This window comes from Xanthomonas sp. NCPPB 1062 (genome assembly GCF_041481705.2).
Taxonomy (GTDB): Bacteria; Pseudomonadota; Gammaproteobacteria; order Xanthomonadales; family Xanthomonadaceae; genus Xanthomonas; species Xanthomonas euvesicatoria.
Window position 1 is genome coordinate 1651123 of sequence record NZ_CM192987.1, and the last position, 21489, is coordinate 1672611.

Annotated in this window: 19 protein-coding genes; 12 read left to right on the top strand and 7 right to left on the bottom strand. The window is 65.7% G+C overall.

The genetic code is table 11. The features are described 5' to 3' along the window. Window positions 1-25: 25 nt before the first annotated feature. Entirely contained in the window at window positions 26-1906 is a 1881-nt protein-coding gene (locus ACCQ16_RS07220; RefSeq protein WP_277572881.1) for an ABC transporter ATP-binding protein, read from the bottom strand. Window positions 1907-2204: 298 nt separating this feature from the next. Here ACCQ16_RS07220 and ACCQ16_RS07225 point away from each other — a divergent pair, with 298 nt between their 5' ends. The 3 genes from ACCQ16_RS07225 (at window position 2205) to ACCQ16_RS07235 (ending at window position 5425) form a co-directional block, all read left to right on the top strand. After that, complete coding sequence (locus ACCQ16_RS07225; RefSeq protein WP_031421890.1) at window positions 2205-3722, top strand: fumarate hydratase; 1518 nt, start codon at window positions 2205-2207, stop codon at window positions 3720-3722. Window positions 3723-3963: 241 nt separating this feature from the next. Next, window positions 3964-4599 carry a glutathione S-transferase family protein gene (locus ACCQ16_RS07230; protein ID WP_011346924.1) on the top strand — a complete coding sequence of 212 codons (636 nt, stop codon included), beginning with the start codon at window positions 3964-3966 and terminating at the stop codon, window positions 4597-4599. Between the two features lie 187 nt (window positions 4600-4786). Beyond that, window positions 4787-5425 carry a carbonic anhydrase gene (locus ACCQ16_RS07235; RefSeq protein WP_029819060.1) on the top strand — a complete coding sequence of 213 codons (639 nt, stop codon included), beginning with the start codon at window positions 4787-4789 and terminating at the stop codon, window positions 5423-5425. Between the two features lie 381 nt (window positions 5426-5806). Here ACCQ16_RS07235 and ACCQ16_RS07240 read toward each other — a convergent pair whose 3' ends face one another. Both ACCQ16_RS07240 and ACCQ16_RS07245 read right to left on the bottom strand, forming a co-directional pair. Beyond that, window positions 5807-6940, bottom strand: a complete 1134-nt coding sequence (locus tag ACCQ16_RS07240; protein ID WP_029819061.1) for a phospholipase A — start codon at window positions 6938-6940, stop codon at window positions 5807-5809. 258 nt (window positions 6941-7198) lie between these two features. Further along, window positions 7199-7684, bottom strand: coding sequence for a DUF456 domain-containing protein (locus ACCQ16_RS07245; RefSeq protein WP_008577289.1), 486 nt, complete (start codon window positions 7682-7684; stop codon window positions 7199-7201). A 227-nt stretch (window positions 7685-7911) separates the two neighbouring features. Here ACCQ16_RS07245 and ACCQ16_RS07250 point away from each other — a divergent pair, with 227 nt between their 5' ends. Further along, the gene (locus ACCQ16_RS07250) at window positions 7912-8127 is read left to right on the top strand and encodes a cold-shock protein (RefSeq protein ID WP_003483561.1); all 216 of its coding nucleotides are present in this window, start codon (window positions 7912-7914) and stop codon (window positions 8125-8127) included. A gap of 138 nt (window positions 8128-8265) precedes the next feature. Here the strand turns inward: ACCQ16_RS07250 and ACCQ16_RS07255 are convergent, their stop codons facing one another. Next, the gene (locus ACCQ16_RS07255) at window positions 8266-8745 is read right to left on the bottom strand and encodes a glycine zipper 2TM domain-containing protein (protein ID WP_007966687.1); all 480 of its coding nucleotides are present in this window, start codon (window positions 8743-8745) and stop codon (window positions 8266-8268) included. A gap of 132 nt (window positions 8746-8877) precedes the next feature. Continuing rightward, on the bottom strand, window positions 8878-9306 hold the full coding sequence (locus ACCQ16_RS07260; protein ID WP_136733849.1) for a cytochrome c: 429 nt from the start codon (window positions 9304-9306) through the stop codon (window positions 8878-8880). 74 nt (window positions 9307-9380) lie between these two features. Here ACCQ16_RS07260 and ACCQ16_RS07265 point away from each other — a divergent pair, with 74 nt between their 5' ends. Continuing rightward, window positions 9381-10211, top strand: coding sequence for a tRNA threonylcarbamoyladenosine dehydratase (locus ACCQ16_RS07265; RefSeq protein ID WP_277572882.1), 831 nt, complete (start codon window positions 9381-9383; stop codon window positions 10209-10211). Window positions 10212-10267: 56 nt separating this feature from the next. Here ACCQ16_RS07265 and ACCQ16_RS07270 read toward each other — a convergent pair whose 3' ends face one another. Both ACCQ16_RS07270 and ACCQ16_RS07275 read right to left on the bottom strand, forming a co-directional pair. Then, window positions 10268-11035 (bottom strand): TatD family hydrolase, encoded by a 768-nt coding sequence (locus tag ACCQ16_RS07270; protein WP_011346930.1) that lies wholly within the window; start codon window positions 11033-11035, stop codon window positions 10268-10270. Beyond that, complete coding sequence (locus tag ACCQ16_RS07275) at window positions 11035-11250, bottom strand: DUF6116 family protein (protein ID WP_277572883.1); 216 nt, start codon at window positions 11248-11250, stop codon at window positions 11035-11037. The genes ACCQ16_RS07270 and ACCQ16_RS07275 overlap by 1 nt, the downstream gene beginning before the upstream one ends. A 145-nt stretch (window positions 11251-11395) precedes the next feature. Between ACCQ16_RS07275 and ACCQ16_RS07280 the strand changes: the two genes are divergently transcribed. The 7 genes from ACCQ16_RS07280 (at window position 11396) to ACCQ16_RS07310 (ending at window position 21390) form a co-directional block, all read left to right on the top strand. After that, window positions 11396-12187 carry a glycine zipper 2TM domain-containing protein gene (locus tag ACCQ16_RS07280; RefSeq protein WP_011346932.1) on the top strand — a complete coding sequence of 264 codons (792 nt, stop codon included), beginning with the start codon at window positions 11396-11398 and terminating at the stop codon, window positions 12185-12187. A gap of 143 nt (window positions 12188-12330) precedes the next feature. Further along, window positions 12331-13506, top strand: coding sequence for an acyl-CoA dehydrogenase family protein (locus tag ACCQ16_RS07285; protein ID WP_014089785.1), 1176 nt, complete (start codon window positions 12331-12333; stop codon window positions 13504-13506). A gap of 61 nt (window positions 13507-13567) precedes the next feature. Next, window positions 13568-16129 carry a DUF3857 domain-containing protein gene (locus ACCQ16_RS07290; protein WP_277572941.1) on the top strand — a complete coding sequence of 854 codons (2562 nt, stop codon included), beginning with the start codon at window positions 13568-13570 and terminating at the stop codon, window positions 16127-16129. Window positions 16130-16255: 126 nt separating this feature from the next. After that, window positions 16256-16894 carry a glutathione S-transferase family protein gene (locus tag ACCQ16_RS07295; RefSeq protein WP_218541662.1) on the top strand — a complete coding sequence of 213 codons (639 nt, stop codon included), beginning with the start codon at window positions 16256-16258 and terminating at the stop codon, window positions 16892-16894. A 178-nt stretch (window positions 16895-17072) separates the two neighbouring features. Then, the gene (asnB, locus tag ACCQ16_RS07300) at window positions 17073-19013 is read left to right on the top strand and encodes an asparagine synthase (glutamine-hydrolyzing) (protein ID WP_011346937.1); all 1941 of its coding nucleotides are present in this window, start codon (window positions 17073-17075) and stop codon (window positions 19011-19013) included. 170 nt (window positions 19014-19183) lie between these two features. Beyond that, window positions 19184-19738 carry an NADPH-dependent FMN reductase gene (locus tag ACCQ16_RS07305; RefSeq protein ID WP_014089788.1) on the top strand — a complete coding sequence of 185 codons (555 nt, stop codon included), beginning with the start codon at window positions 19184-19186 and terminating at the stop codon, window positions 19736-19738. A 221-nt stretch (window positions 19739-19959) separates the two neighbouring features. Further along, complete coding sequence (locus tag ACCQ16_RS07310) at window positions 19960-21390, top strand: replicative DNA helicase (protein ID WP_014089789.1); 1431 nt, start codon at window positions 19960-19962, stop codon at window positions 21388-21390. Window positions 21391-21489: the final 99 nt, after the last annotated feature.

The following is a 21489-nucleotide window of genomic DNA, read 5'->3' on the forward strand; positions in this document are numbered from 1 at the left end:
CAATCCCCAATCCCGAATCCCTGCCTCACCGATACCCCGCCGCCTGCAATTCGAACAATTCCGCATACCGGCCGCCCTGCGCCATCAGCTCTTCGTGGGTGCCGTTGGCCTCGATGCGGCCAGCAGCCAGCACCAGAATGCGGTCGGCCATGCGCACGCTGGAGAAGCGGTGCGAGATCAGCACGGCGGTGCGGTTGTCCGACAGCTCCTTGAAGCGCTGGAACACCTCGAATTCGCTGCGCGCATCCAGCGCGGCGGTGGGTTCGTCCAGGATCATCAGCTGCGCATCGCGCATGTAGGCGCGGGCGATGGCGATCTTCTGCCATTGCCCGCCGGACAGATCCACGCTGTTCTTGAAACGCCGCCCGATCAGCTGGTTGTAACCGTCGGGCAGGCTGTCGATCAGCTCGCCGGCCATCGCGCGTTGCGCGGCGGCGCGGATGCGTGGTGTGTCGTCCATCGCGTCCACCTGGCCCACGCCGATGTTTTCGCCAACGCTCAGGTGATAGCGCACGAAGTCCTGGAAGATCACGCCGAGGTTGGCGCGCAGGTCGTCCAGGTCGTAGTCGCGCAAGTCCTGACCATCGAGCAGGATGCGGCCTTCGTCGGGGTCGTAGAGCCGGGCCAGCAGCTTGACCAGGGTGGTCTTGCCGGCGCCGTTTTCGCCGACCAGCGCCAGCACTTCACCGGCGCGCAGTTCGAAATCCAGGTGCCGCACCGTCCACTGTTCCGCGTCCGGGTAGCGGAAGCCGACGTCTTCGAACACGAAGCCCTGGCGGATCGGGCGTGGCACCGGCAGTGCGTTCGGGCGCGAGCGGATTTCCGGCACGATGTTGAAAAACGAATACAGATCGTCCAGATACAGCGCCTGGCCTGCGACCTGCGAAAAGCCGATCAGCAAGCCTTCCAGCAATTGCCGCAGGCGCAGGAAACTGCCGGCCAGGAAGGTCAGGTCGCCGATGCTGAAGTCGCCGCGCACCGTGCGCCAGGCGATGTAGCCGTAGGCCATGTAGTAGCCCAATGTGCCGAGCGCGGCCAGCAGCGCTCCCCACATTGCGCGCTTGCGTGCCAGCGCACGGTTGGCCTGGAAGAACTTGTCGGCCAGCCGGCGGTAGCGCGCGATCAGGAAGCGGTGCAGGTTGAGGATCTTGACTTCCTTGGCCGTCTCCACGCTGGCGCCGACCTGGCGCAGGTAATCGAGCTGGCGCCGTTCCGGCGTCCACTGGAAGTTGAGCGAATAGCCGAGCGCATTGAAATGCGCCTCGCCGATGAAGGCCGGAATCAACGCGACCGCCAGCAGCACGATCAACCAGGGTGCATAGACCACCAGGCCCACCGCCAGGCTGATCACGGTAATGGCGTCCTGCACCTGGCCGAACAGCTGGCTCATCAGGTTCATGCGGTTCATGGTCTGGCGTCGCGCGCGATCCAGCTTGTCCTGCCGGTCCGGGTCTTCGAAATCCTCCAGATCCAGCTGCGCGGCATGTTCCATCAGACGCACGCTGGCAGCGTTGTTGAACAACTCCGACAGCAGCGCATCGGCATAGCCGACCAGCCGGCCGAGCAGGTCCGAGCCGATCGCCAACGCCAGTTCCAGCGCCAGCAGTTCCAGTAGCCGGTTCAGGCGGCCGCTGCCCAGGGCCTGCGCAAACGAGTCGAATGCCGACGGCTGGCCGACCAGGTGGATCGCCTCGTCGATGATCAATTTGCCGATGTACAGCGTCGCCACCGGCATCAGCGCGCGCAGCACGCGCAAGCCGATGCTGCTGGCACTCAGCCAGCGGCTGGTCTGCCAGATCTGCTGCAGGAACGGCGGTAGATTGCGCAGCGCATCCAGGCGCTCGCGCAGGGTAGGGCCGGTACGGGGAGCGGCAGGCGCAGTGGCGCCGGAACGGGAAGCTGACATCGCGCTAGTGTGCCGCGCCCGGCGTGGGCGCGGGGTGTTGGCTGGCGGCAGGAAAGGCCAGGGCCCGCGCGCAGGCGCGGGCTCGCCTTGGCGCACAGGGCTCACCGCCAGCCGGTGCGCCGGCAACGGTCCGTGGACTCGTCGCTTGCCATCACCGCAGCACGGCCGCAGCGCTGCGCCGACGACGACCGGCCAAAGACCGCATCAGTCAATCGTAGCGATAGACGCCGCCGCCGGACGCGCCTGCGGTTTGCTCTAAAATGCCCGGATTGCACCCCCGCCAGCCGTAGAGCCAGCCGTGACCTCGATCAAGCAGGAAGACCTCATCCAGTCCGTCGCCGATGCGCTGCAGTACATCAGCTACTACCACCCGGTCGACTACATCAAGAATTTGTCCGCCGCCTACGAGCGCGAAGAATCGCCGGCCGCCAAGGACGCCATTGCGCAGATCCTGATCAATTCGCGCATGTGCGCCGAGGGCCACCGCCCGATCTGCCAGGACACCGGCATCGTCACCGTGTTCCTGGAAATCGGCATGCACGTGCGCTGGGACGACGCCACCATGGGTGTGGAAGACATGGTCAACGAAGGCGTGCGCCGTGCCTACAACCATCCCGACAACAAGCTGCGCGCCAGCGTGCTGGCCGATCCGGCCGGCAAACGCACCAACACCCGCGACAACACGCCGGCAGTGGTCAACACCAAGATCGTGCCCGGCCACCATGTGGAAGTGATCGTCGCGGCCAAGGGCGGCGGTTCGGAGGCCAAGAGCAAGTTCGCCATGCTCAATCCGTCCGATTCCATCGTCGATTGGGTGCTCAAGACCGTGCCGACCATGGGCGCCGGCTGGTGCCCGCCGGGCATGCTCGGTATCGGTATCGGTGGCACCGCCGAAAAGGCGATGCTGCTGGCCAAGGAAGCGTTGATGGAACCGATCGACATCGTCGACCTGCAGGCGCGCGGCGCCTCCAACCGTGCCGAAGAGCTGCGGCTTGAGCTGTACGAGAAGGTCAATGCGCTGGGCATCGGCGCGCAAGGCCTGGGTGGCCTGACCACCGTGCTGGACATCAAGGTCAAGGATTATCCGACCCATGCCGCCAACCTGCCGGTGGCGCTGATCCCCAACTGCGCCGCCACCCGCCATGCGCATTTCACCCTGGATGGCAGCGGCCCGGTGATGCTGGATCCGCCGTCGCTGGAAGACTGGCCCAAGCTCACCTACAACCCGACCAATGCGCGCCGGGTGAACCTGGACACCATCACCCGCGAGGAAGTGGCCAGCTTCAAGCCGGGCGAGACGATCCTGCTCAACGGCAAGCTGCTGACCGGCCGCGATGCCGCGCACAAGCGCATGATCGACATGCTCAACCGCGGCGAAACCCTGCCGGTGGATTTCACCAATCGCTTCATCTACTACGTCGGCCCGGTCGATCCGGTGCGCGACGAAGTCGTCGGCCCGGCTGGCCCGACCACCGCCACGCGCATGGACAAATTCACCAGGCAGATGCTGGAGCAGACCGGCCTGCTCGGCATGGTCGGCAAGTCCGAGCGTGGCGATGCGGCGATCGAGGCGATCCGCGACAACAAGGCCGTCTACCTGATGGCGGTCGGTGGTTCTGCGTATCTGGTGTCCAAGGCGATCAAGGCCGCCCGCGTGCTGGCGTTCGAGGACCTCGGCATGGAGGCGATCTACGAATTCGAGGTCAAGGACATGCCAGTGACGGTCGCGGTGGATTCCAGCGGCGAGTCGGTGCACAAGACCGGCCCGCGGCAATGGCAGTCGCGCATCGGCAAGATTCCGGTGGTGGTGGAGTAACGGCGGCGATCGAGCCGGCTGCACCGCCGTTGCGCGGATGTGGCCGGTGCCGGTGAGCTGCAGGGACGATGCGCGCATGCGGCATCGTGTGGAGGGCGTCGTGATGTCGGTGCGCGCGCCGGCGCAGCGGTGATTGCACCACACAGGTCTTCGACAGCCCGGTAAAAACAACCACAATCGCCGTGAGCCGCGCAGGCTTTGCCCGCCTCGCGCGCCTGTTCCTACGGATCCCGGAGCCCGCATGGTCGCCACGCTGTACCACTCCCCCAGCACCGCAGCGTTGGTGGTGCATTGGCTGCTGATCGAACTGGATATTCCGCACGCACTGCACCCGCTGGATTTCGAACGCGGCGAGCACAAATCGCCGCAGTATCTGGCGCTCAACCCCGCCGGCGTGGTGCCCACGCTGGTGCTCGATGGTCAAGTGCTCACGGAAGCCGCAGCCATCGTGCTGCAGCTGGCCGATCTGCATCCGCAGGCCGGGCTGGCCCCGGCAGTCGGCACGCCGGAGCGTGCGGCGTACTACAAGTGGATGTTCTTCTGCGCCAACACCCTGCAGCCGGCGTACCGCGCCTGGTTCTACCCGAGCGAGCCGGCCGGGGCCGGGCAGGCCGAGGCGGCGCAGATGCACGCCCGCCGCAAGCTCGAAGCGGCCTGGACCCAGGTCGATGCGCATCTGCAGGCCCACGGCCCATATCTGCTCGGCAAAACCGTGTCTGCGGCCGACTTCATGCTGACCATGCTGATGCGCTGGTCGCGCAACATGCCGCGGCCGACCGATACCTGGCCTGCGCTGCGGGCGCATGCAATGCGGATGAAGGCGCGCCCAGCGTTCCAGGAAACCTATCGCCGGGAGGGCCTGACGGACTGGACCTGAACCTGCGCCCGCGGACTGCGTCTTTTGATCGCAGACGCTCCATCCGGCCCGTTTGGTCGCGTCCGCCACATAGTACGATCGCGTCACCAACCACAGAGCAGGGGGCTCGTCCATGTCGCATTCCGCATTGCGTCGAAAATTGCTTCAGTGCGCCTGTTGCGCGCCGATCGCGGCCGCTGCCGCATCCCTGCCGTTCGCCTTGCGCGCGGCGCCGTCCAAGAAAACCGATTTGAATGCCGAGCAGGCGCTGCAGATTCTGCGTGACGGCAACAACGCGTTCGTCGAAAACCGCCCCAAGAAAGTGATCTCCGACAGCAAGCGCCGCCTGGAGCTTGCGCTGGGCCAGACCCCGTTCGTCATCCTGGTGTCGTGCTCGGATTCGCGCGTGCCGCCGGAGTTGCTGTTCGGCCGCGGCCTGGGCGAAATGTTTATCGTCCGCAACGCCGGCAATACTGTCGACACCACCGCGCTCGGTTCGATCGAATATGCGGTCAGCCAGCTCGGCGTGCCGCTGGTGGTGGTGATGGGCCACGAAAGCTGCGGTGCGGTGGCGGCGGCAGTGTCGGTCGTGGAGAACAACACGTTCTTCCCGGGCGCAATCGGCTCGATGATCGAGCCGATCGTTCCGGCGGTGCTGACCGCCAAGGCCAAGGGCGGTACCGACCTGCTGGCCGACTCGGTCAAGGCCAACGTCAAACGTACCGTCGACCGCTTGCGCGCGGCATCGGAGCCTGCGTTGCTCGAACCATTGCGTGCCGGCAACGTGCGCGTGGTCGGTGCGTACTACACCTTGCAGGACGGCAAGGTGGACTTTTTCGACGTCTGAGGCGATTGCAAGAAAGCCGCGGCAATAGCGGTGTTGCCGCAGCTGTGGGGAGTCCCAAGCGTCTTGCAAACAGGGTTTGAAAGAACATGAAAGCCGGCATGCACGCATGCCGGCTTTTTGATTGGATTGACTCGGTGCGGCGTGTCGATTAACTCCGGCGCATGATGCGACGGGACCGCGACGTACGCGAATTCAGCTGACATCAGCGCCGGTCATGAGTTGCCGCAACTAGTCGCCGCGCCGACAGCGGCTCACAAAACGTAGTGGAGTCGCCAGCCACGAGGATGGCGCACAGGAATGGCAGTGTACGAGTCGTACATGCCATTCCGCGCACCGGCCGAATGCGGCTGGCGGTGAATGCAGTAGTTTTGTGAGCTGCGCTTAGAACCACTCCAGCAATGACACGCCCACACCGATATAGGTTGCCTTGTGGTTGTAGTCGATCATGCTTTCGCCGTAGCCATCGAATACCTGCACATGGCCGCGCAACAGGTTGGTGATGGGGAAGCCGTAGTCCAGCTGTACCGAACCGTGCGAGCGGTCGCCGCCACGCAGCGAATGGCGTGCGATCAGCGCGAATTCGTGACCATCCTTGTTGTACACCAGCGTCGCATCGCCGCGGCCCATGTAATCCTCGATATCAGGATTGTTGTCGTCGGCGCGGTCTTCCTTGATGCGGAACCACGGGCGCAGTGTCAGCGCCCAGTTCTCCCGATCCAGCCCGAAGTTCAGGATCACCCGATTCCACGAGCGCGACAGCGGGTCGGCGCGCCCGTTGGACATGTGATTGAGGCTGATGCCGCTCATGCGGCCCTTCCAGCCGAAGATGCTGTAGTTGTTGCGAAAGACCAGCATCGCTTCGGGCTCGTAATTGGTCTCGCGGAACGGGCGCGACGCATCGGCGTTGTAGGCCTGCCAGCGCGAGCTCTGGGTGTAGCCCATCCAGATATCGCCGTTGTCGCCGAACAGGTCTTCCACCACCTTGGTCTTGAAGCTGAGCTGGAACTTGAGCTCGGTGCTGTCCAGCTGTTGCGGCGTGTTGACCGAGTTGGCCGGATTGGGCGACTGCGGGGTGCGGTTGGTGTCGCTGGTCCAGAATGCCGGCAACAGGTATACCGGCTTGTAGCCGCGCAGTTGGAAGGTGCCCAGCTTGGAGTCCTTGGCCAGTTCCCAGCGTCGGTCCAGCAAGGAGCCACGGCCGGCATTGGCCACGGCTTCTTCTTTCGGTTGGTCCTGGCCGTCGGCGCGGAAGAAGTCGCCGACCCGGCTGATGGTGCGCGTATCGTCGGGCTTGGCCTCCTTCTGCTTGGCCAATTGCGCGGCGGCATCTGCCTCCGCGGTTTGCTGCGGCGTGTAGCCCAGTGCCTTGTCGTAGCAGGCCAGGCGAGCGGCATCGGACGTCACCGAGGTGCAGGCTTGCGGCGAGGCCGGCTGCGGTGCGATTTCCTGCGCATGGGCCAATGGCGCGGCGGCCAGTGCGATCAGCATCAGGGGGCGGGTGTGGTGCTTGGACATGGGCAGTCTGGCCGAGGGAAAGGCGCCAGGCAGGCGCAGAGATGCGCAGCTTAACGGTCGCGTCTGCATACGCCGTGTGTACACGGCGACATAACATTCGATCGAATCCGGTCGCTCAGTCTGTGCCTGCGACGTGTTGCCGTAGAGCGGGTATGCGCATGGAATGTGGCTGTCACGCGTCAGCGGAGTGAGCGCATGTGGCTGTTACGCGCGTCCTGGACTAGGAGCGCGTCACCGCCGTGGAGCCGTTCCAGAGCCCTAGAAAAACCAGCCGATGGCGAACACGCCCAGCATGCACAGGCCAAGCGCCAGTTTGGTGGCGGTGCCGAGCATGATGCCCACCCAGGTCCCGAGACCGACCTTGGTGGCCTGGCCGGACTTGCGTGTCTGGTAATACTCGCCAAGCCAGGCGCCAGCGAACGGACCGACGAACAGCCCGATCGGCATGAAGAAAATGCCTGCAATGCCCCCGATGACCGAACCCCACAACGCCAGCTTGCTGGCACCTACCCGCTGCGCCCCGTACAGCGTGGCCAGGAAGTCCACCAGGTACGACAGCGCGGTGATCAACCCCAGCACGACCAGCGTCACCCAGCCAATGTGGGTGAAATGGTCGGCCCAGGCGGCAACCAGCAGGCCGGCGAACACAAGGGGCAGGCCCGGCAGGGCCGGCAGGATGACCCCAGCCAGGCCGATCAGCACCAGCGCTGTGGCCAAGACGTAGTAAACGACGGCAGTGTCCATGATGGTTACGCAGGTCCTAATTCAGGCTTGACAAAAAGGCGCAAGAGGTGCTTGAAAATTCATTTTGTGCGGGTTAAGTTGCAGCCGCTGCTGTTTGCAAAGGTCACCGTGAATCGTGGCCTGATGCGGTAGATCGCCTGATCCGCTACATCCTTGTACCTCGCTTCCTCCTTGCAATCACAGCCACCACCGCTAGTCCATCACAGTGTCGTAGGGAGTCAGTCGAGATGTCCAACATCGAACGCGAAAATGGTGTCGTGAAGTGGTTCAACGATGCCAAGGGCTTTGGGTTCATCAGCCGCGAAAATGGCGAAGACGTCTTCGTGCATTTCCGCGCGATCCAGATCCAGGGCTTCAAGAGTCTCAAGGAAGGTCAGAAGGTCAGCTTCACGGTCGTGCAAGGCCAGAAGGGCTTGCAGGCCGATGCAGTGCAGGTGGTCTGAGCCGGTTGCCCGGAGCGCATCGGCCACGCAACAAAAAGGCCCGTCACCGGGCCTTTTTGTTGTCTGCAACCGTGTTGTCCGCGGCCCTTGCCAACTGGCGACGCATTGGCGCTGCGTCTGCGCCGCCGAGCCGATGGATCAGCGCAACACGACCTTGCCGTTGACCACGCGCACGTACGCGTTCTCGCGCACGCCAGCCAGGTCGCGCTGGTTGACCACGATCACGCGGCCGTCGTCCATGCGCACCTGCACGTCGAAGCTGGAACTGGTGACATTGTTCTGGATGGCGTTACCTGCCAGCGCGCCGGCAGCGGCACCGGCGACGGCCGAAACATTCTTGTTGCCCGTGCTGCCGCCGGTTTCCTTGGAAATCTGGCGGCCGGCCACCGCGCCCACGATGCCGCCCAGCACGGCGCCAGTGCCGGTCGGCGCGGTACGGGTCGGGCCGACTTCGTCGATCCGGGTCACGATGCCGCAATCCACGCAACGCTGCGTCTGCGAGTAGCCCTGGTCATAACCGCGGTCGCCGCGATAGCTGCCGTACTGGGGCTGTGAGGTGGCGCAGCCAACCAGGGTCGCGGTTGCAGCCAGGCCAATGACGAGCAGTCGGGTTTTCATGAGATCTCTCCGGGGTGGTTCGAAAAGGCGGCCGGGGCCGCGGCGACGCCATCCTGTGATGGTCCAGGTGAACGGCCTGCCAACTGCGACACTGCAGGCTTAACGAAACCCGAGCGTCGTATTCATCCAACCTCAGCGAAAGTCGCGATGGCAGGCCTCGCAGGCATCGGAGATGCGGGTGTGGAGTTGGCCCAGTTGACTGCAATCGGTCAGCGTTACGCCCTGGACCTGATCCAGCGCGGCACGCAATGCCTGTGCGTGCTCGCCGAAGCGGCGGTCCTCGCCAATTGCAGGGAAGGCCGGCTCGACTTCGTCGGCCAGCAGGCGCAACGATTGCAGCCGTCGCTGTTGCTGCGCCGGCGTGCAGGCGACGCCTTCGCCCGGTCGCAATGCGCGTAATTGGTAGGCCATGATCTGCATCAGGCTGTCGGGCACCGGGTCGCGTCGCGCCTGTAGTGCGTTGGCCACCATGACCGTGGCGACCAGGCCGATCAGCAGGCCCAGCACCAGCATGAAGGCGTAGCGGGCCGCGCGGGATTGGGTGGGAGGCGGGGCGTGCATAAGGTGGCTCCTGGGACGCAACGTTCGTTGCGGCAGCGTGGGCGCGCCCTGGACGGGGCGCGTAAAATAGGCCGATGAAAGCACAATGGCGTGAACGCTTTGCCGGTATCGACCGGCTGTATGGGGTCGGCACCGTCGAGCGCCTGTCGGCGTGCCGCGTGGCGGTGGTCGGCATGGGTGGGGTGGGCTCGTGGGTGGTCGAGGCGCTGGCACGCACCGGGGTGGGGCACATTCGCCTGATCGATGCCGATGACGTGTGCGTGTCCAACACCAACCGGCAGTTGCCGGCGCTGGCTGGCCAGTACGGTCGCAACAAGGCCCGCGCGATGGCCGAACGCTGCGTGGCGATCAACCCGGACATCGAAGTCGACGCCGTCGAGGCTTTCCTGACCTCGGGCAATATCGAGACCTTGCTGGGTGAGGAATTCGACCTGGTGATCGATGCCTGCGACAGCTTTCGGGTCAAGGTGGAAACCATCGCCTGGTGCCGTCGGCGCAAGTTGCCGCTGCTGACCGTGGGCGCGGCGGGCGGGCGCACCGACCCAACGCTGGTGCGCGTGCGCGACGTCTCGCGCACCGAGCACGATGCGATGCTGGCGCTGATCCGCAAGAAGCTGCGCAGCGAATTCAATTTTCCCAAGAACCCGCAGCGCTACTTTGGCGTGCCCGCGGTGTATTCGCTGGAAAACGTCAAATACCCGCAGGCCGATGGCAGCGTTTGCGGCATCCGCCCGCAGCTCGATGCCGATGCCACGCTCAAGCTGGATTGCGGGGCAGGGCTGGGCGCGGCCACGCATATCACCGGCACCTTTGCATTCGTGGCAGTGGGCAAGGCGCTGGAGATGTTGCTCAAGCCCAAGCCTAAGGCCGCGGCGCCGGCAGCCGAGGCGGTTGCGGCGTCGTGATGTTGCCTGCGCGCTGTCGTGCTGACCGGGCGCTCGCGCTGATGCGTACGCTGCGCTCAGCGCCGTAGGCCGAACAGGTTGCGTGCGTTGGCCGACGTGAGCGCGGCAATGTGCGCAGGGTCTTGCCCGCGGAGCTGGGCGATGCAGTCCAATACCGTGCGCAGATACGCCGGCTCGTTGCGTTGGCCGCGGTTGCCGGCGTCGGGCTGATCCGGCGCGTCGGTTTCCAGCAGCAGGTGCTGCAGCGGCATGCTGGCGACCAGCCTTCGCAAGCGATTGGCACGCGGGTAGGTCACCGGGCCGCCCAGGCCGATCATGAAATCCAGTTTCCACAACTGCTGCGCCTGCTCGGGGCTGCCGGCAAAGCTGTGCACTACGCCGCGCAGGCCACCTATCGCCTTGATACGGGCGATGACCTCTTCGGTGGCGCGGCGGGCATGCACGATCAGCGGCAGGTCGAAGCGCTTGGCCAACTGCAACTGAGCATCGAAATAGGCGCGCTGCGCCTGCGCATCCAATCCGTCGACGAAAAAGTCCAGGCCGCATTCGCCGATCGCGCAGGGCCGCTCGCGTTCGATCCACTCGGCCAGCAGCTCCAGGTGTTCGGGGCGGTGCTGGTCCAGAAACAGTGGGTGCAGGCCATAAGCGGGGTAGAGACCAGGCGCCTGATCGCAGACCGCACGCAGGCCCGGCCAGCTGGCAGCAGTGATCGCCGGTACCACTTGCTGCATGACGCCCGCGGCGCGCGCGCGCGCGATCACCGCCGCGCGGTCGTGGTCGAATTCGCCTGCATCCAGATGGCAATGGCTGTCGATCAACTGCATCAGTCGCGGCGCGCCGGTGCCGGCATTGGCGACTTGCGGGTTTTCCAGTTGGCCAGCAGCAGCGTGGTCAGGCCGAACAGCACTTCGTCCAGGAACGGGATCGGGTCCGGCGCCACCATGTCGATCAGAAACAGGGCGGCAGCCAGCTTGAACAAGGTGGGATAGCGCAGCGTGCTGGCCCAGTCCAGCGCGCGTGCGGTCAAGGGATTTCGCATGCGAATGCTCCGGCTGTTAGAGATGCATGAAGTAACCGCTAGCTGAACTTAACCGTCGTGTTCATGAGCGAGCGCCTTTTCGTTCAGGGTTCCCATGCTGGAATCACGGCCGTCAACAACGCGGTGCGTCCGCAGGGAGCTGGTTATGAAGAGCAATACGACAACTATACTGGTCGCTGCTGGTGCCTTGCTGGTCGGAGGCGTCGCCACTGCCGCCTTCATGAATAACCGCCCATCGTCCGGCGATTTTGTCGCCAACGGCCAGCCGGCGCCGCGCGGCCTGGAATATGCCGATGTGGTCAAGGTTGCTCCCATCACCCAGCGCGAGCCGCAGTACGCGCAGGTGATCAATAGCAACGCCATTCGCGAAACCACCACCAGTACCTCGCCACGTGAGGTGTGCCGCGATGTCGTGGTGCAGGAGCGTCTGCCCGAGCGCGACGGTAACGTCGGCGGCACCGTGGCCGGTGCGGTCATCGGCGGCCTGATCGGCAATCAGGTCGGTGGCGGCAACGGCCGCAAGCTGGCGACTGCCGCAGGCGCGGTGGGTGGCGGCTTCATCGGTAACCGCATCGACCGCAACCACGTCGGTGGCCGGGTCGTCGATCGCACCGAGCGTCAATGCCATACCGAAAATGCCAACTCGCAGTCCTCGCGCGTGGTGGGCTACGACGTGACCTATCGCAATGCCGACGGCACCACCGGCACCATGCGCATGGACAGCAAGCCGGGCGAACGCATCTCGCTGGGCGACGCCGACAACGTGGTGGCCTATGACGTCACCTACCGCTACGACGGGTTTGAAAAGACCGTGCGCATGAACGACAAGCCCACCAGCGACCGGCTGCCGGTGGTCGATGGCCAACTGGTGACCCAGATGGCATCGACGGCGGGCGATTCCAACGTGCGCCAGGACGGCTTGAGCACCCGGCAGTAACGTGTAAGCCGCCGCGCCGCGCAGTCAGCGCAGCAGTGAGAAAAGAGCCGGCAATGCCGGCTCTTTTCGTTTGCGCCATTGCCGCACGGGTGCACTGCCATGTTCGGCCGGCAACTGGCAGATAATCGAGCTTTCAGCTTGCGATGGAAGCCAACATGCCGGTGCGCCCCGATGACCTGTTCGATGTACGCGCGCTGCTCACCGACGAAGAGCGGGCGGTGCAGGACGCTGTCGCGCGCTTTACCGATACGCGGGTGGTGCCGGCCATCGGCGATGCCTTCGATGCCGGACGCTTTCCGCGCGAGTGGATCCCGGAACTGGCGGAACTGGGGTTGCTGGGCGCCAGCCTGCCGCCGCGCGACGGCGGTGCGGGCCTGGGCGCGGTGTGCTACGGACTGATCTGCCAGGAACTGGAGCGCGGCGACAGCGGCCTGCGCAGCTTCGTCAGCGTGCAATCGTCGTTGTGCATGTACCCCATCCACGCCTACGGCAGCGACGAACAGCGGCAGCGCTGGCTGCCGGAAATGGCCGCCGGCCGGGTCATCGGTTGTTTCGGCCTCAGTGAGGCGCAGGGCGGGTCGGACCCGGCTGCGATGACCACCCGCGCGGTGCGCGAGGGCGATGGCTGGCGCTTGAATGGCGCCAAGCTGTGGATCACCAACGGCAGCATCGCGGGGCTGGCAATCATCTGGGCGCATACCGACGATGGCGTGCGCGGCTTTCTGGTCGAAACCGACAGCGCCGGTTTCAGCGCGCACGACATCAGCCACAAGATGAGCCTGCGTGCGTCGGTCACCTCGGGCCTGTTCCTGGACAATGTGTTCGTGCCCGAGCAGATGCGGTTGCCGCGGGCGGCCGGTTTGAAGGCGCCACTGAGTTGCCTCAACCAGGCACGCTACGGCATTGCCTGGGGGGCGATCGGGGCGGCGGTGGCCTGCCTGCGCGAGGCGCTGGCCTATGCCGGCGAGCGCATCCTGTTCGGCCGGCCGCTGGCCGCCACGCAAAGCGCGCAGATCAAACTGGCCGACATGGCGCGGCGGATTTCCACCGCCCAGCTGCTCGCCTTGCAGCTCGGGCGCTTGAAGGACGCCGGGACGCTGCAGCCGGAGCAGATCTCGCTGGCAAAATGGAATAATTGCCGCATGGCGCTGGATGTGGCGCGCGAATGCCGCGACCTGCTGGGCGCGGCCGGCATCACCACCGAGCATGTGGCGATCCGGCATGCGCTGAACCTGGAATCGGTGATCACCTACGAAGGCACCGAAACCGTGCATCAGCTGGTGGTGGGCCGTGCGCTGACAGGACTCAATGCGTTTTGACGAGGAGTGGGGCTTGATCAGCAGGGATGTGATGCGACGCCTGTGCGGCGTCTTCTGCACGATGTGGTTGTTGGCCGGCGCCGGGATCGTGCCGGCATGGGCCAACGAGGCGCCGCGCATGGCGCCGACGCCGGGCTGGGTGGTGGCAGATGCCGTTCCCGGTAACGTGCCTGGCGCTGCCGGGCTGCGCTATGAACTGGTGTCCGACCAGGTCGATCTGACCGGCCGCGTGCCGCAGGCTTACCGCCGGCTCAGCTACACCGTGCAACGGGCCAAGAGCCTGGAGGAAGCCGGGCAGATTTCCATCGACTACCAGCCGCAGTACCAGCAGCTGGAACTCAACAGCCTGGAGGTCTGGCGCGCCGGCAAGCGCATCGATATGCGCACGCAGGCGCACTACGCCAGATTGCGGCGCGAAAGCGGGCTGGAGAACGGCCTGATCGATGGTGCGCTGACGCTGTCGATCACCTTGCCGGATCTGCGCGTGGGCGATCGCGTTGACTATGGCGTGACCATCAGTGGCAGCAATCCGGTGTTCGGCAAGGGCTATTACGACGTGTTCGAAGCGCGCTACGGCGTGCCGCTGGGCGAGCGCCGGGTACGTGTGCGCTATCGGGCCGACATGCCGCTGCAGTGGCGCATCAGCGCGCCGGGGTTTGGCCGGAACGTGCGCACGCTCGATGGGGTGACGCAACTGGATATCGGGGCCAGCAATATCGCGGCGGTGCAGGAAGAAAAAGACGCGCCCGACGATGTGGACCCGTATGGCGTGATCGAAGTGTCCACCGCCGGCAGTTGGGGTGCGGTGGCGGCCTGGGCGGCGCAGCTGTATCCGCGTGCATTCAACCAGACGCAGGTGGCCGCCAAGATGGCGCAGAGCCTGGGGTTGCGCAGCGACGACCCGCAGGGCGCGTTGTTGCGCGCCGTGGCGTTCGTGCAGGGCGAGATCCGTTACGTCGGCCTGGACATGGGCGAAAACTCGCACGCCCCGCACGCGCCCGAAGTAACGCTGCGCAACCGCTACGGCGACTGCAAGGACAAGGCGACGCTGCTGATCGCACTCTTGCAGCTGGCCGGCATCCGCGCCGAGCCGGTGCTGGTCAACAGCGACAAGGGGCATGGGCTGGAGAAGCGGTTGCCCAGTCCGTACGCCTTCGATCATGTGGTGGTGCGGGCGCATCTGCCGCAGGGCGAGGTGTGGGTGGATGCCACGCGCGATCGCGAAGAGGGCCCGTTGGCCCAGCGGCGGCCACTGCCGTTCGTGCGCGGATTGCCCGTGATTGCAGGGCAGGACACGTTGGTTGAAGTGCCTGCGCCGATGCCTGCGTTGCCGCAGATCGAAGTGAACGAAGAAATCTCCATTTCGCTGCGCAAGCCGCAGCGCTGGGCAAGCTTCACGGTGGACACCATCTATCGCCAGGGCCGCGGCGAGCGTGTCGCCAGCAGCTTCGACGACGATGGTGCGCAGACGGTGGGCGAGCACTATCTGGAATTCATGCAGCAGTACTACACCGCGCTGACCCAGGTGAGCGTGCCAAGCATCGACGCTGCCGACCCGCTGAATGTGCGCACGCACGAAGCCTACCGGCTGGAGTGGCCAGCGAAGGAGGGCGATGAGCTGGGTTTCCCGTTGTTCCAGCTTGGCGAATGGATGGATGCGTTACCGAAAGAGCCGCGCAAGAGCCCGCTGGCACTGCGCGGACCGCGGCTGGCGCGGCAGACCGTGCGCGTGCACAGCGACCCGGCGACCCAGGTGGAGGCAGATACCCAAGTGGTCGCCAATCCGTGGTTCCGCTTTTCGCGCAGCATCGCGATGCGCGAGGGAAAGCTGGTCATCGTGGGCGAGTGGCAGCGCTTCACCGACCGTATTCCGGCCAATGGCGTGGCGCGCGCGGCTGCCGACATGGAACGCGCGCGCGACCTGCTGTACTTGAATCACGATCTCCGGCCGCAGCGGCGCACGCAGCCTCCCGACTGGCGTGCGCTCGGCTACCCGCTGGCCGGCTTGGTGGCCCTGGTGTCGTTGCTGGTGGCGTGCTTTTTCTGGTGGCGCGGCGGTGGCCTGGGCGGAATCATGTTCGATCCACATGCCACCGTGGCCCGGATGCCGCAGCATGCTCGGTTGCGCTGGAGCGCCTGGGCGGTGTTTGCGGCGACCACGCTGCTGTCGGCGTGGGTGTGGCTGCACGCGCTGCCGCTATGGGCCAAGGCCGGTGGGGTCATTGTCGTGGTTGCAATCGCCTTGCTGGGATGCGTGCTGCTCACGCAGATCCTGCGGTGGATGGGCAGCGGCGCCCAGCTTGGGCAGGTGTTGCCGGCGATGGCCGGCTGCGCCTTGCCGTGGCTGGTATGCCTGCTGGCGGCCGTGGTCGCGCTCAAGGGCCAGGTTGCATTGCTGCGCACCGGCGCGACCGATCCGGCCGGCATGGCGCAACTGGCGACATGCATCTTGCTGCTGATGCTGGGGGCGCTGTGGTGGTCGGTCTGCTCGGTGCAGGCCGTTGCCGCCGCTGCCGGCTGTGCGCGCACGCGTGCGTTCGGCGCCTGGGCGCTGACGGTGGCGGCACTGGGCATCCTGATCGCGGTGTTGAGTGTGCCGGTGGCGGTGGTGGCCTTGGCCTGACGCAGGTCGGCGCGGCAGTGCACGCAACCCTGGCATCGGTGCGCCGCTGCTGCGTGCAGGGCTTTGCAAAGGCACGCGGGGCTGTGACACTGCCAGCCCCCTCGTTGCTGCCGCGGAGCCAGCCAGATGTCGAGCGTGCGTCCCCCGTTGACCGTCCATGGCATGTCCAGTTCCGGCAATTGCTACAAGGTGCGCCTGCTGCTGGAACAGTTGGGCAGCCGCTATCACTGGGTCGAGGTGGACAGCGTGGCCGGGCAGACCCGCACGCCCGAGTATCTGGCCAAGAACCCCAACGGCAAGGTGCCGATGGTCGAGCGCGACGATGGCCGCGTGTTGACCGAATCCAACGCGATCCTGTTCTGGCTGGCCGAAGGCACGCCGTATCTGCCCACCGATGCGTGGCAGCGCGCGCAGGCATTGAGCTGGATGTTCTTCGAGCAATACAGCCATGAGCCGTATGTGGCAGTGGCGCGGTTCATCAGCCTGTGGACGCCGCGCGATGCCGCACGCCGCGCCGAGTTGCCGCAGCTGCGCGCGCGCGGCGAGCAGGCGCTGGCGGTGATGGAGCAGCATCTGCAGCAGCACACCTGGTTCACCGGCAGCGACTACGGCATCGCCGATATCGCACTGTTTGCCTACACCCATTGCGCCGAAGACGGCGGTTTCGATCTGGAGCGCTGGCCCGCGATTGGTGCGTGGATACAACGCGTGCAGGGCTTACCGCGTTTCGTGCCGATGCCGGCAGCTGCATCGGTGGCGGCATGAGCTGTCTGCGCGATCTGCACGTGGCTGATGGCCATACCGCTGCGTGCCGGGCAGACGCTTGTCTCTGCTCTCTTGCATCGCCATCGCCATTCGCCGTGCGCCTGCTTGCGCGGATGCAAGGCGACACGCGTGCCGGCGCCGCCCGGTTACCCGTGGCCGGCCGGCAGGAGCGCTGACGATGTGCGGATTGGCAGGAATGTTGCTGGCCTCGCCGCGCCTGCATGGCGAACAGCTCGATGCGCTGGTGCGGCCGATGGGGGCCGCCTTGCGCCACCGCGGCCCCGACGATGCCGGCACCTGGTGCGATGCGCAGGCCGGCGTAGCGCTGGCGCATCAGCGCTTGAGCATTCTGGACCTGTCGCCGCTCGGCCATCAGCCGATGCGCTCGGCAGACGGCCGCTACGTGCTGGCCTACAACGGCGAGGTCTATAACTTCGCGCAGTTGCGCGCAGCGCTGTCCGCGCTTGGGCATCGCTTCCGCGGCCACTCCGATACCGAAGTGCTGCTGGCGGCCGTGGTGGAGTGGGGCCTGGACGAGACGTTGACCCGCTGCAACGGCATGTTCGCCATTGCGTTGTGGGACGAGCGCGACAACTGCCTGTTCCTGGCCCGCGACCGCGTCGGCAAGAAGCCGCTGTACTACGGGTGGGCCGGCGACACGCTGGTATTCGGTTCCGAACTCAAGGCCTTGTGGCAGCATCCGGATTTCGACAACGGCGTGGATCGCGATGCGCTCACGCTGCTGCTGCGGCTGGGCTATATCCCGGCGCCGGCCTGCATCCACGAGCACACCTTCAAGCTGATGCCCGGCCGCGTGCTGCGCATGGATGCACAAGCCGTTGCAGCCGGCGCGGCCGCGCATCGTCCCGATCAGGCGCAGCAACCGTTCTGGAACGCCCGCGAGGCGATGCAGCGCGCGCTGGCGACGCCGTTCACCGGTACCGACGCGCAGGCCGAAGAGCAGTTGGATAGCGTACTGCGCGATGCGGTGGCCTTGCGCATGGTGGCCGATGTGCCGGTGGGCGTGTTTCTCTCCGGCGGCACCGACTCGTCCATCGTCACTGCGATGATGCAGGCACAAAGCGCGCAGCCGGTGCACACCTTCAGCATCGGCTTCGAAGGTTCGCATCACGACGAAGCGCCGCTGGCGCGCGAAGTGGCCACGCATCTGCGCACCGACCACACCGAACTGTATGTCAGCGGCGCCGATGCGCTGGCAGTGGTGCCGGGCCTGCCGGACATGTTCGACGAACCCTTCGCCGATGCCTCGCAAGTGCCGACGGCGTTGGTCGCACGGCTGGCGCGCGGCGGGGTCACGGTGGCGCTGTCCGGCGATGGTGGCGACGAATTGTTCTTCGGCTATGGACGGTATCAGCGCGCACTGCGCAATTGGCGCATGCATGGCCTGGTGCCGGGCCCGCTGCGTCGCCTGATGGCGGTGGCAGCGCGTCGCAATGGCGAATCTTCGCGCACCGGCGGCCTGGCCGCGCTGGTGGCCGAGGCCGGTGCACGTGGCATCGGCGACATCTACCGCAACCGCATTTCGCGCTGGCGCGATCCGGCCGCGGTGGTGCTGGGCGCCACCGAACCCGACAGTTTCTACAGCCTGGCCGACCCGCTGCATGGGTCCGGCACCCCGGCCGATGCGATGATGCTGGCCGATTTTGCCGCCTACCTGCCGGACGATCTGCTGTGCAAGGTGGACCGCACCACCATGGCGGTGGGGCTGGAAGCGCGCGCGCCGCTGCTGGACTGGCGCGTGGCCGAATTCGCCTGGTCGCTGCCGCTGTCGCTGAAATATCGCGATGGAGTGAGCAAGTATCTGCTCAAGCGCGTGCTGTGCCGCTACCTGCCGGACGCAATGGTGTACCGCGGCAAGCGCGGCTTCGGCGCCCCGGTCAGCGCATGGCTGCGTGGCGACCTGCACGGCTGGGCGGACGATCTGCTGGCGCACGGCGCCCTGCAACGCGAAGGCGTGTTCGCCGCCGACAGCGTGGCCCGCCTGTGGCGCGACTTCAACGGTGGCGAGCGCAAATGGCATACGCATCTGTGGACGGTGCTGATGTTCCAGGCATGGCAGGCACACTGGCGCGAACAGCGTGCGGCCGTGGTGCGCTGACACCTGTAGGTTGTGGTCTGCACACCGGGCGGGGTAGGCGAAACCGCCTATGCGCGTTGCCGCGCTCGCGTGCACGCACTGCCGCTTGCGCTACAGACGCCGGCGGCGTTTCACCGGCCCTGAGCATCCGGCTGGGTAGGGTGGGGCCCTGTTTCCACGGAGCATTCCCCATGAGCAAGCTCACCATTGCCGTGCTGGTCGGCAGCCTGCGCGCCGAGTCGTATAACCGCCAGCTGGCACGCGCGCTGGAGCACCTGGCCGGCGACAAGGCCGTGTTCGAGTACCTGGAGATCGGCGATATCCCGCTCTACAACCAGGACCGCGACGGCGATTATCCCGCCGAAGGCACGCGCCTGAAGCAGCAGATCCGCGCTGCCGATGCGGTGCTGTTCGTCACCCCCGAATACAACCGCTCCATTCCCGGCGTGCTCAAGAACGCCATCGACACCGGCTCGCGTCCCTACGGCGATAGCGCGTTTGCCGGCAAGCCGGCAGCGGTGGTGGGCATCTCGGTCGGCGCGATCGGTACTGCCACCGCGCAGCAGCATTTGCGTAACGTGCTGGCGTATCTGGATATGCAGGTGCTCGGCCAGCCGGAAGTGTTCCTGCAATACAAGGACGGCCTGTTCGGGCCCGACGACCAGATTGCCAACGCCGACAGCCGCAAGTTCCTGCAGGGCTTCATCGACCAGTTCCTGGGCCTGATCGGGCACCTCAAGCGCTGAGTTGACCACAGCGGCGCCGCACGTCAATGCGGCGCCCCGTTGGGCCCTGGGCGAGGGCGGAAACCCAAGCGGCGCAAGGGTCTCGGCATCTGCGACGGCCGGCGCGTAGCACGTGGATGCACCGGCTATACACCAGTTATCCACAGAGTTGTGCATGGTCGCCGGCCGCGCCGATGACTATGCTTCCTGCCCTCGTCTCCCCGCGTCAGGTTTGTTTGTCCATGTCCGCTCGTCCTGGTTTCCGTTCCAAGCGCAGTCGCGATCGCGACGACGACGATTACGATCGTCCCGAGCCGCGTCTGGACCAGTTGCGGGTACCGCCGCATTCGGTCGAGGCCGAGCAGGCGGTGTTGGGTGGCCTGATGCTGGCGCCGGACGCGTTCGACCGCGTCAACGACCAGCTCACCGAAAACGACTTCTACCGGCGCGACCATCGGCTGATCTACCGCGCGATTCGCGAACTGAACGAGAAGGACCGTCCGTTCGACGCAGTGACCCTGGGCGAATGGTTCGAGTCGCAGGGCAAGCTGGAGCAGGTGGGCGATGGTGCGTACCTGATCGAGCTGGCCAGCACCACACCGTCGGCGGCCAACATCGCCGCGTATGCGGAAATCGTGCGCGACAAGGCAGTGCTGCGGCAGTTGATCGAGGTGGGCACCAACATCGTCAACGACGGCTTTCAGCCGGAAGGGCGCGACAGCGTCGAGTTGCTGTCCTCGGCCGAAAAGGCCGTGTTCAAGATCGCCGAAGCCGGCGCGCGCGGGCGCACCGATTTCGTGGCCATGCCCGGGGCATTGAAGGATGCCTTCGAAGAGCTGCGCAACCGCTTCGAAAACGGCGGCAACATCACTGGCTTGCCGACCGGCTACACCGATTTCGATGCGATGACCGCCGGCCTGCAGCCGACCGACCTGATCATCCTGGCGGCGCGTCCGGCGATGGGCAAGACCACCTTTGCGCTGAACATCGCCGAATACGCCGCGATCAAGTCCAAGAAGGGCGTGGCGGTGTTTTCGATGGAAATGTCGGCCTCGCAGTTGGCCATGCGCCTGATTTCCTCCAATGGCCGCATCAATGCGCAGCGCCTGCGTACCGGTGCGCTGGAAGACGAGGATTGGGCGCGCGTGACCGGCGCGATCAAGATGCTCAAGGAAACCAAGATCTTCATCGACGACACCCCGGGCGTGTCGCCGGAAGTGCTGCGTTCCAAGTGCCGCCGGCTCAAGCGCGAACACGACCTGGGCCTGATCGTCATCGACTACCTGCAGCTGATGTCGGTGCCGGGCAACAGCGAAAACCGCGCGACCGAAATTTCGGAAATCTCGCGCTCGCTGAAAGGCCTGGCCAAGGAGCTCAACGTGCCGGTGATTGCGTTGTCGCAGCTCAACCGCTCGTTGGAAACGCGCACCGACAAGCGCCCGGTGATGGCGGACTTGCGCGAGTCGGGCGCTATCGAGCAGGACGCGGACATGATCGTCTTCATCTACCGCGACGATTACTACAACAAGGAAAATTCGCCGGACAAGGGCCTGGCCGAAATCATCATCGGCAAGCACCGCGGCGGACCGACCGGCTCGTGCAAGCTGAAGTTCTTCGGCGAGTACACCCGCTTCGACAACCTGGCGCACGACTCGGTGGGCAGTTTCGAGTAAGCGCTGCCGGGGAACGGCCGGGTGGTCATCCACCGCCCGGCATCGCGCCATCGTTGCGCCCGCTGGCTTATGCTGCGCAGCCTCACCGTTTGCTGCCGA

Coding starts and splice junctions, on each gene's coding strand:
- ACCQ16_RS07220 (WP_277572881.1), bottom strand. CDS start 1,906: ATGTCAGCTTCCCGTTCCGGCGCCACTGCGCCTGCCGCTCCCCGTACC.
- ACCQ16_RS07230 (WP_011346924.1), top strand. CDS start 3,964: ATGGTCGCCACGCTGTACCACTCCCCCAGCACCGCAGCGTTGGTGGTG.
- ACCQ16_RS07240 (WP_029819061.1), bottom strand. CDS start 6,940: ATGTCCAAGCACCACACCCGCCCCCTGATGCTGATCGCACTGGCCGCC.
- ACCQ16_RS07245 (WP_008577289.1), bottom strand. CDS start 7,684: ATGGACACTGCCGTCGTTTACTACGTCTTGGCCACAGCGCTGGTGCTG.
- ACCQ16_RS07250 (WP_003483561.1), top strand. CDS start 7,912: ATGTCCAACATCGAACGCGAAAATGGTGTCGTGAAGTGGTTCAACGAT.
- ACCQ16_RS07255 (WP_007966687.1), bottom strand. CDS start 8,745: ATGAAAACCCGACTGCTCGTCATTGGCCTGGCTGCAACCGCGACCCTG.
- ACCQ16_RS07260 (WP_136733849.1), bottom strand. CDS start 9,306: ATGCACGCCCCGCCTCCCACCCAATCCCGCGCGGCCCGCTACGCCTTC.
- ACCQ16_RS07265 (WP_277572882.1), top strand. CDS start 9,381: ATGAAAGCACAATGGCGTGAACGCTTTGCCGGTATCGACCGGCTGTAT.
- ACCQ16_RS07270 (WP_011346930.1), bottom strand. CDS start 11,035: ATGCAGTTGATCGACAGCCATTGCCATCTGGATGCAGGCGAATTCGAC.
- ACCQ16_RS07275 (WP_277572883.1), bottom strand. CDS start 11,250: ATGCGAAATCCCTTGACCGCACGCGCGCTGGACTGGGCCAGCACGCTG.
- ACCQ16_RS07280 (WP_011346932.1), top strand. CDS start 11,396: ATGAAGAGCAATACGACAACTATACTGGTCGCTGCTGGTGCCTTGCTG.
- ACCQ16_RS07285 (WP_014089785.1), top strand. CDS start 12,331: ATGGAAGCCAACATGCCGGTGCGCCCCGATGACCTGTTCGATGTACGC.
- ACCQ16_RS07290 (WP_277572941.1), top strand. CDS start 13,568: ATGTGGTTGTTGGCCGGCGCCGGGATCGTGCCGGCATGGGCCAACGAG.
- ACCQ16_RS07295 (WP_218541662.1), top strand. CDS start 16,256: ATGTCGAGCGTGCGTCCCCCGTTGACCGTCCATGGCATGTCCAGTTCC.
- asnB (WP_011346937.1), top strand. CDS start 17,073: ATGTGCGGATTGGCAGGAATGTTGCTGGCCTCGCCGCGCCTGCATGGC.
- ACCQ16_RS07305 (WP_014089788.1), top strand. CDS start 19,184: ATGAGCAAGCTCACCATTGCCGTGCTGGTCGGCAGCCTGCGCGCCGAG.
- ACCQ16_RS07310 (WP_014089789.1), top strand. CDS start 19,960: ATGTCCGCTCGTCCTGGTTTCCGTTCCAAGCGCAGTCGCGATCGCGAC.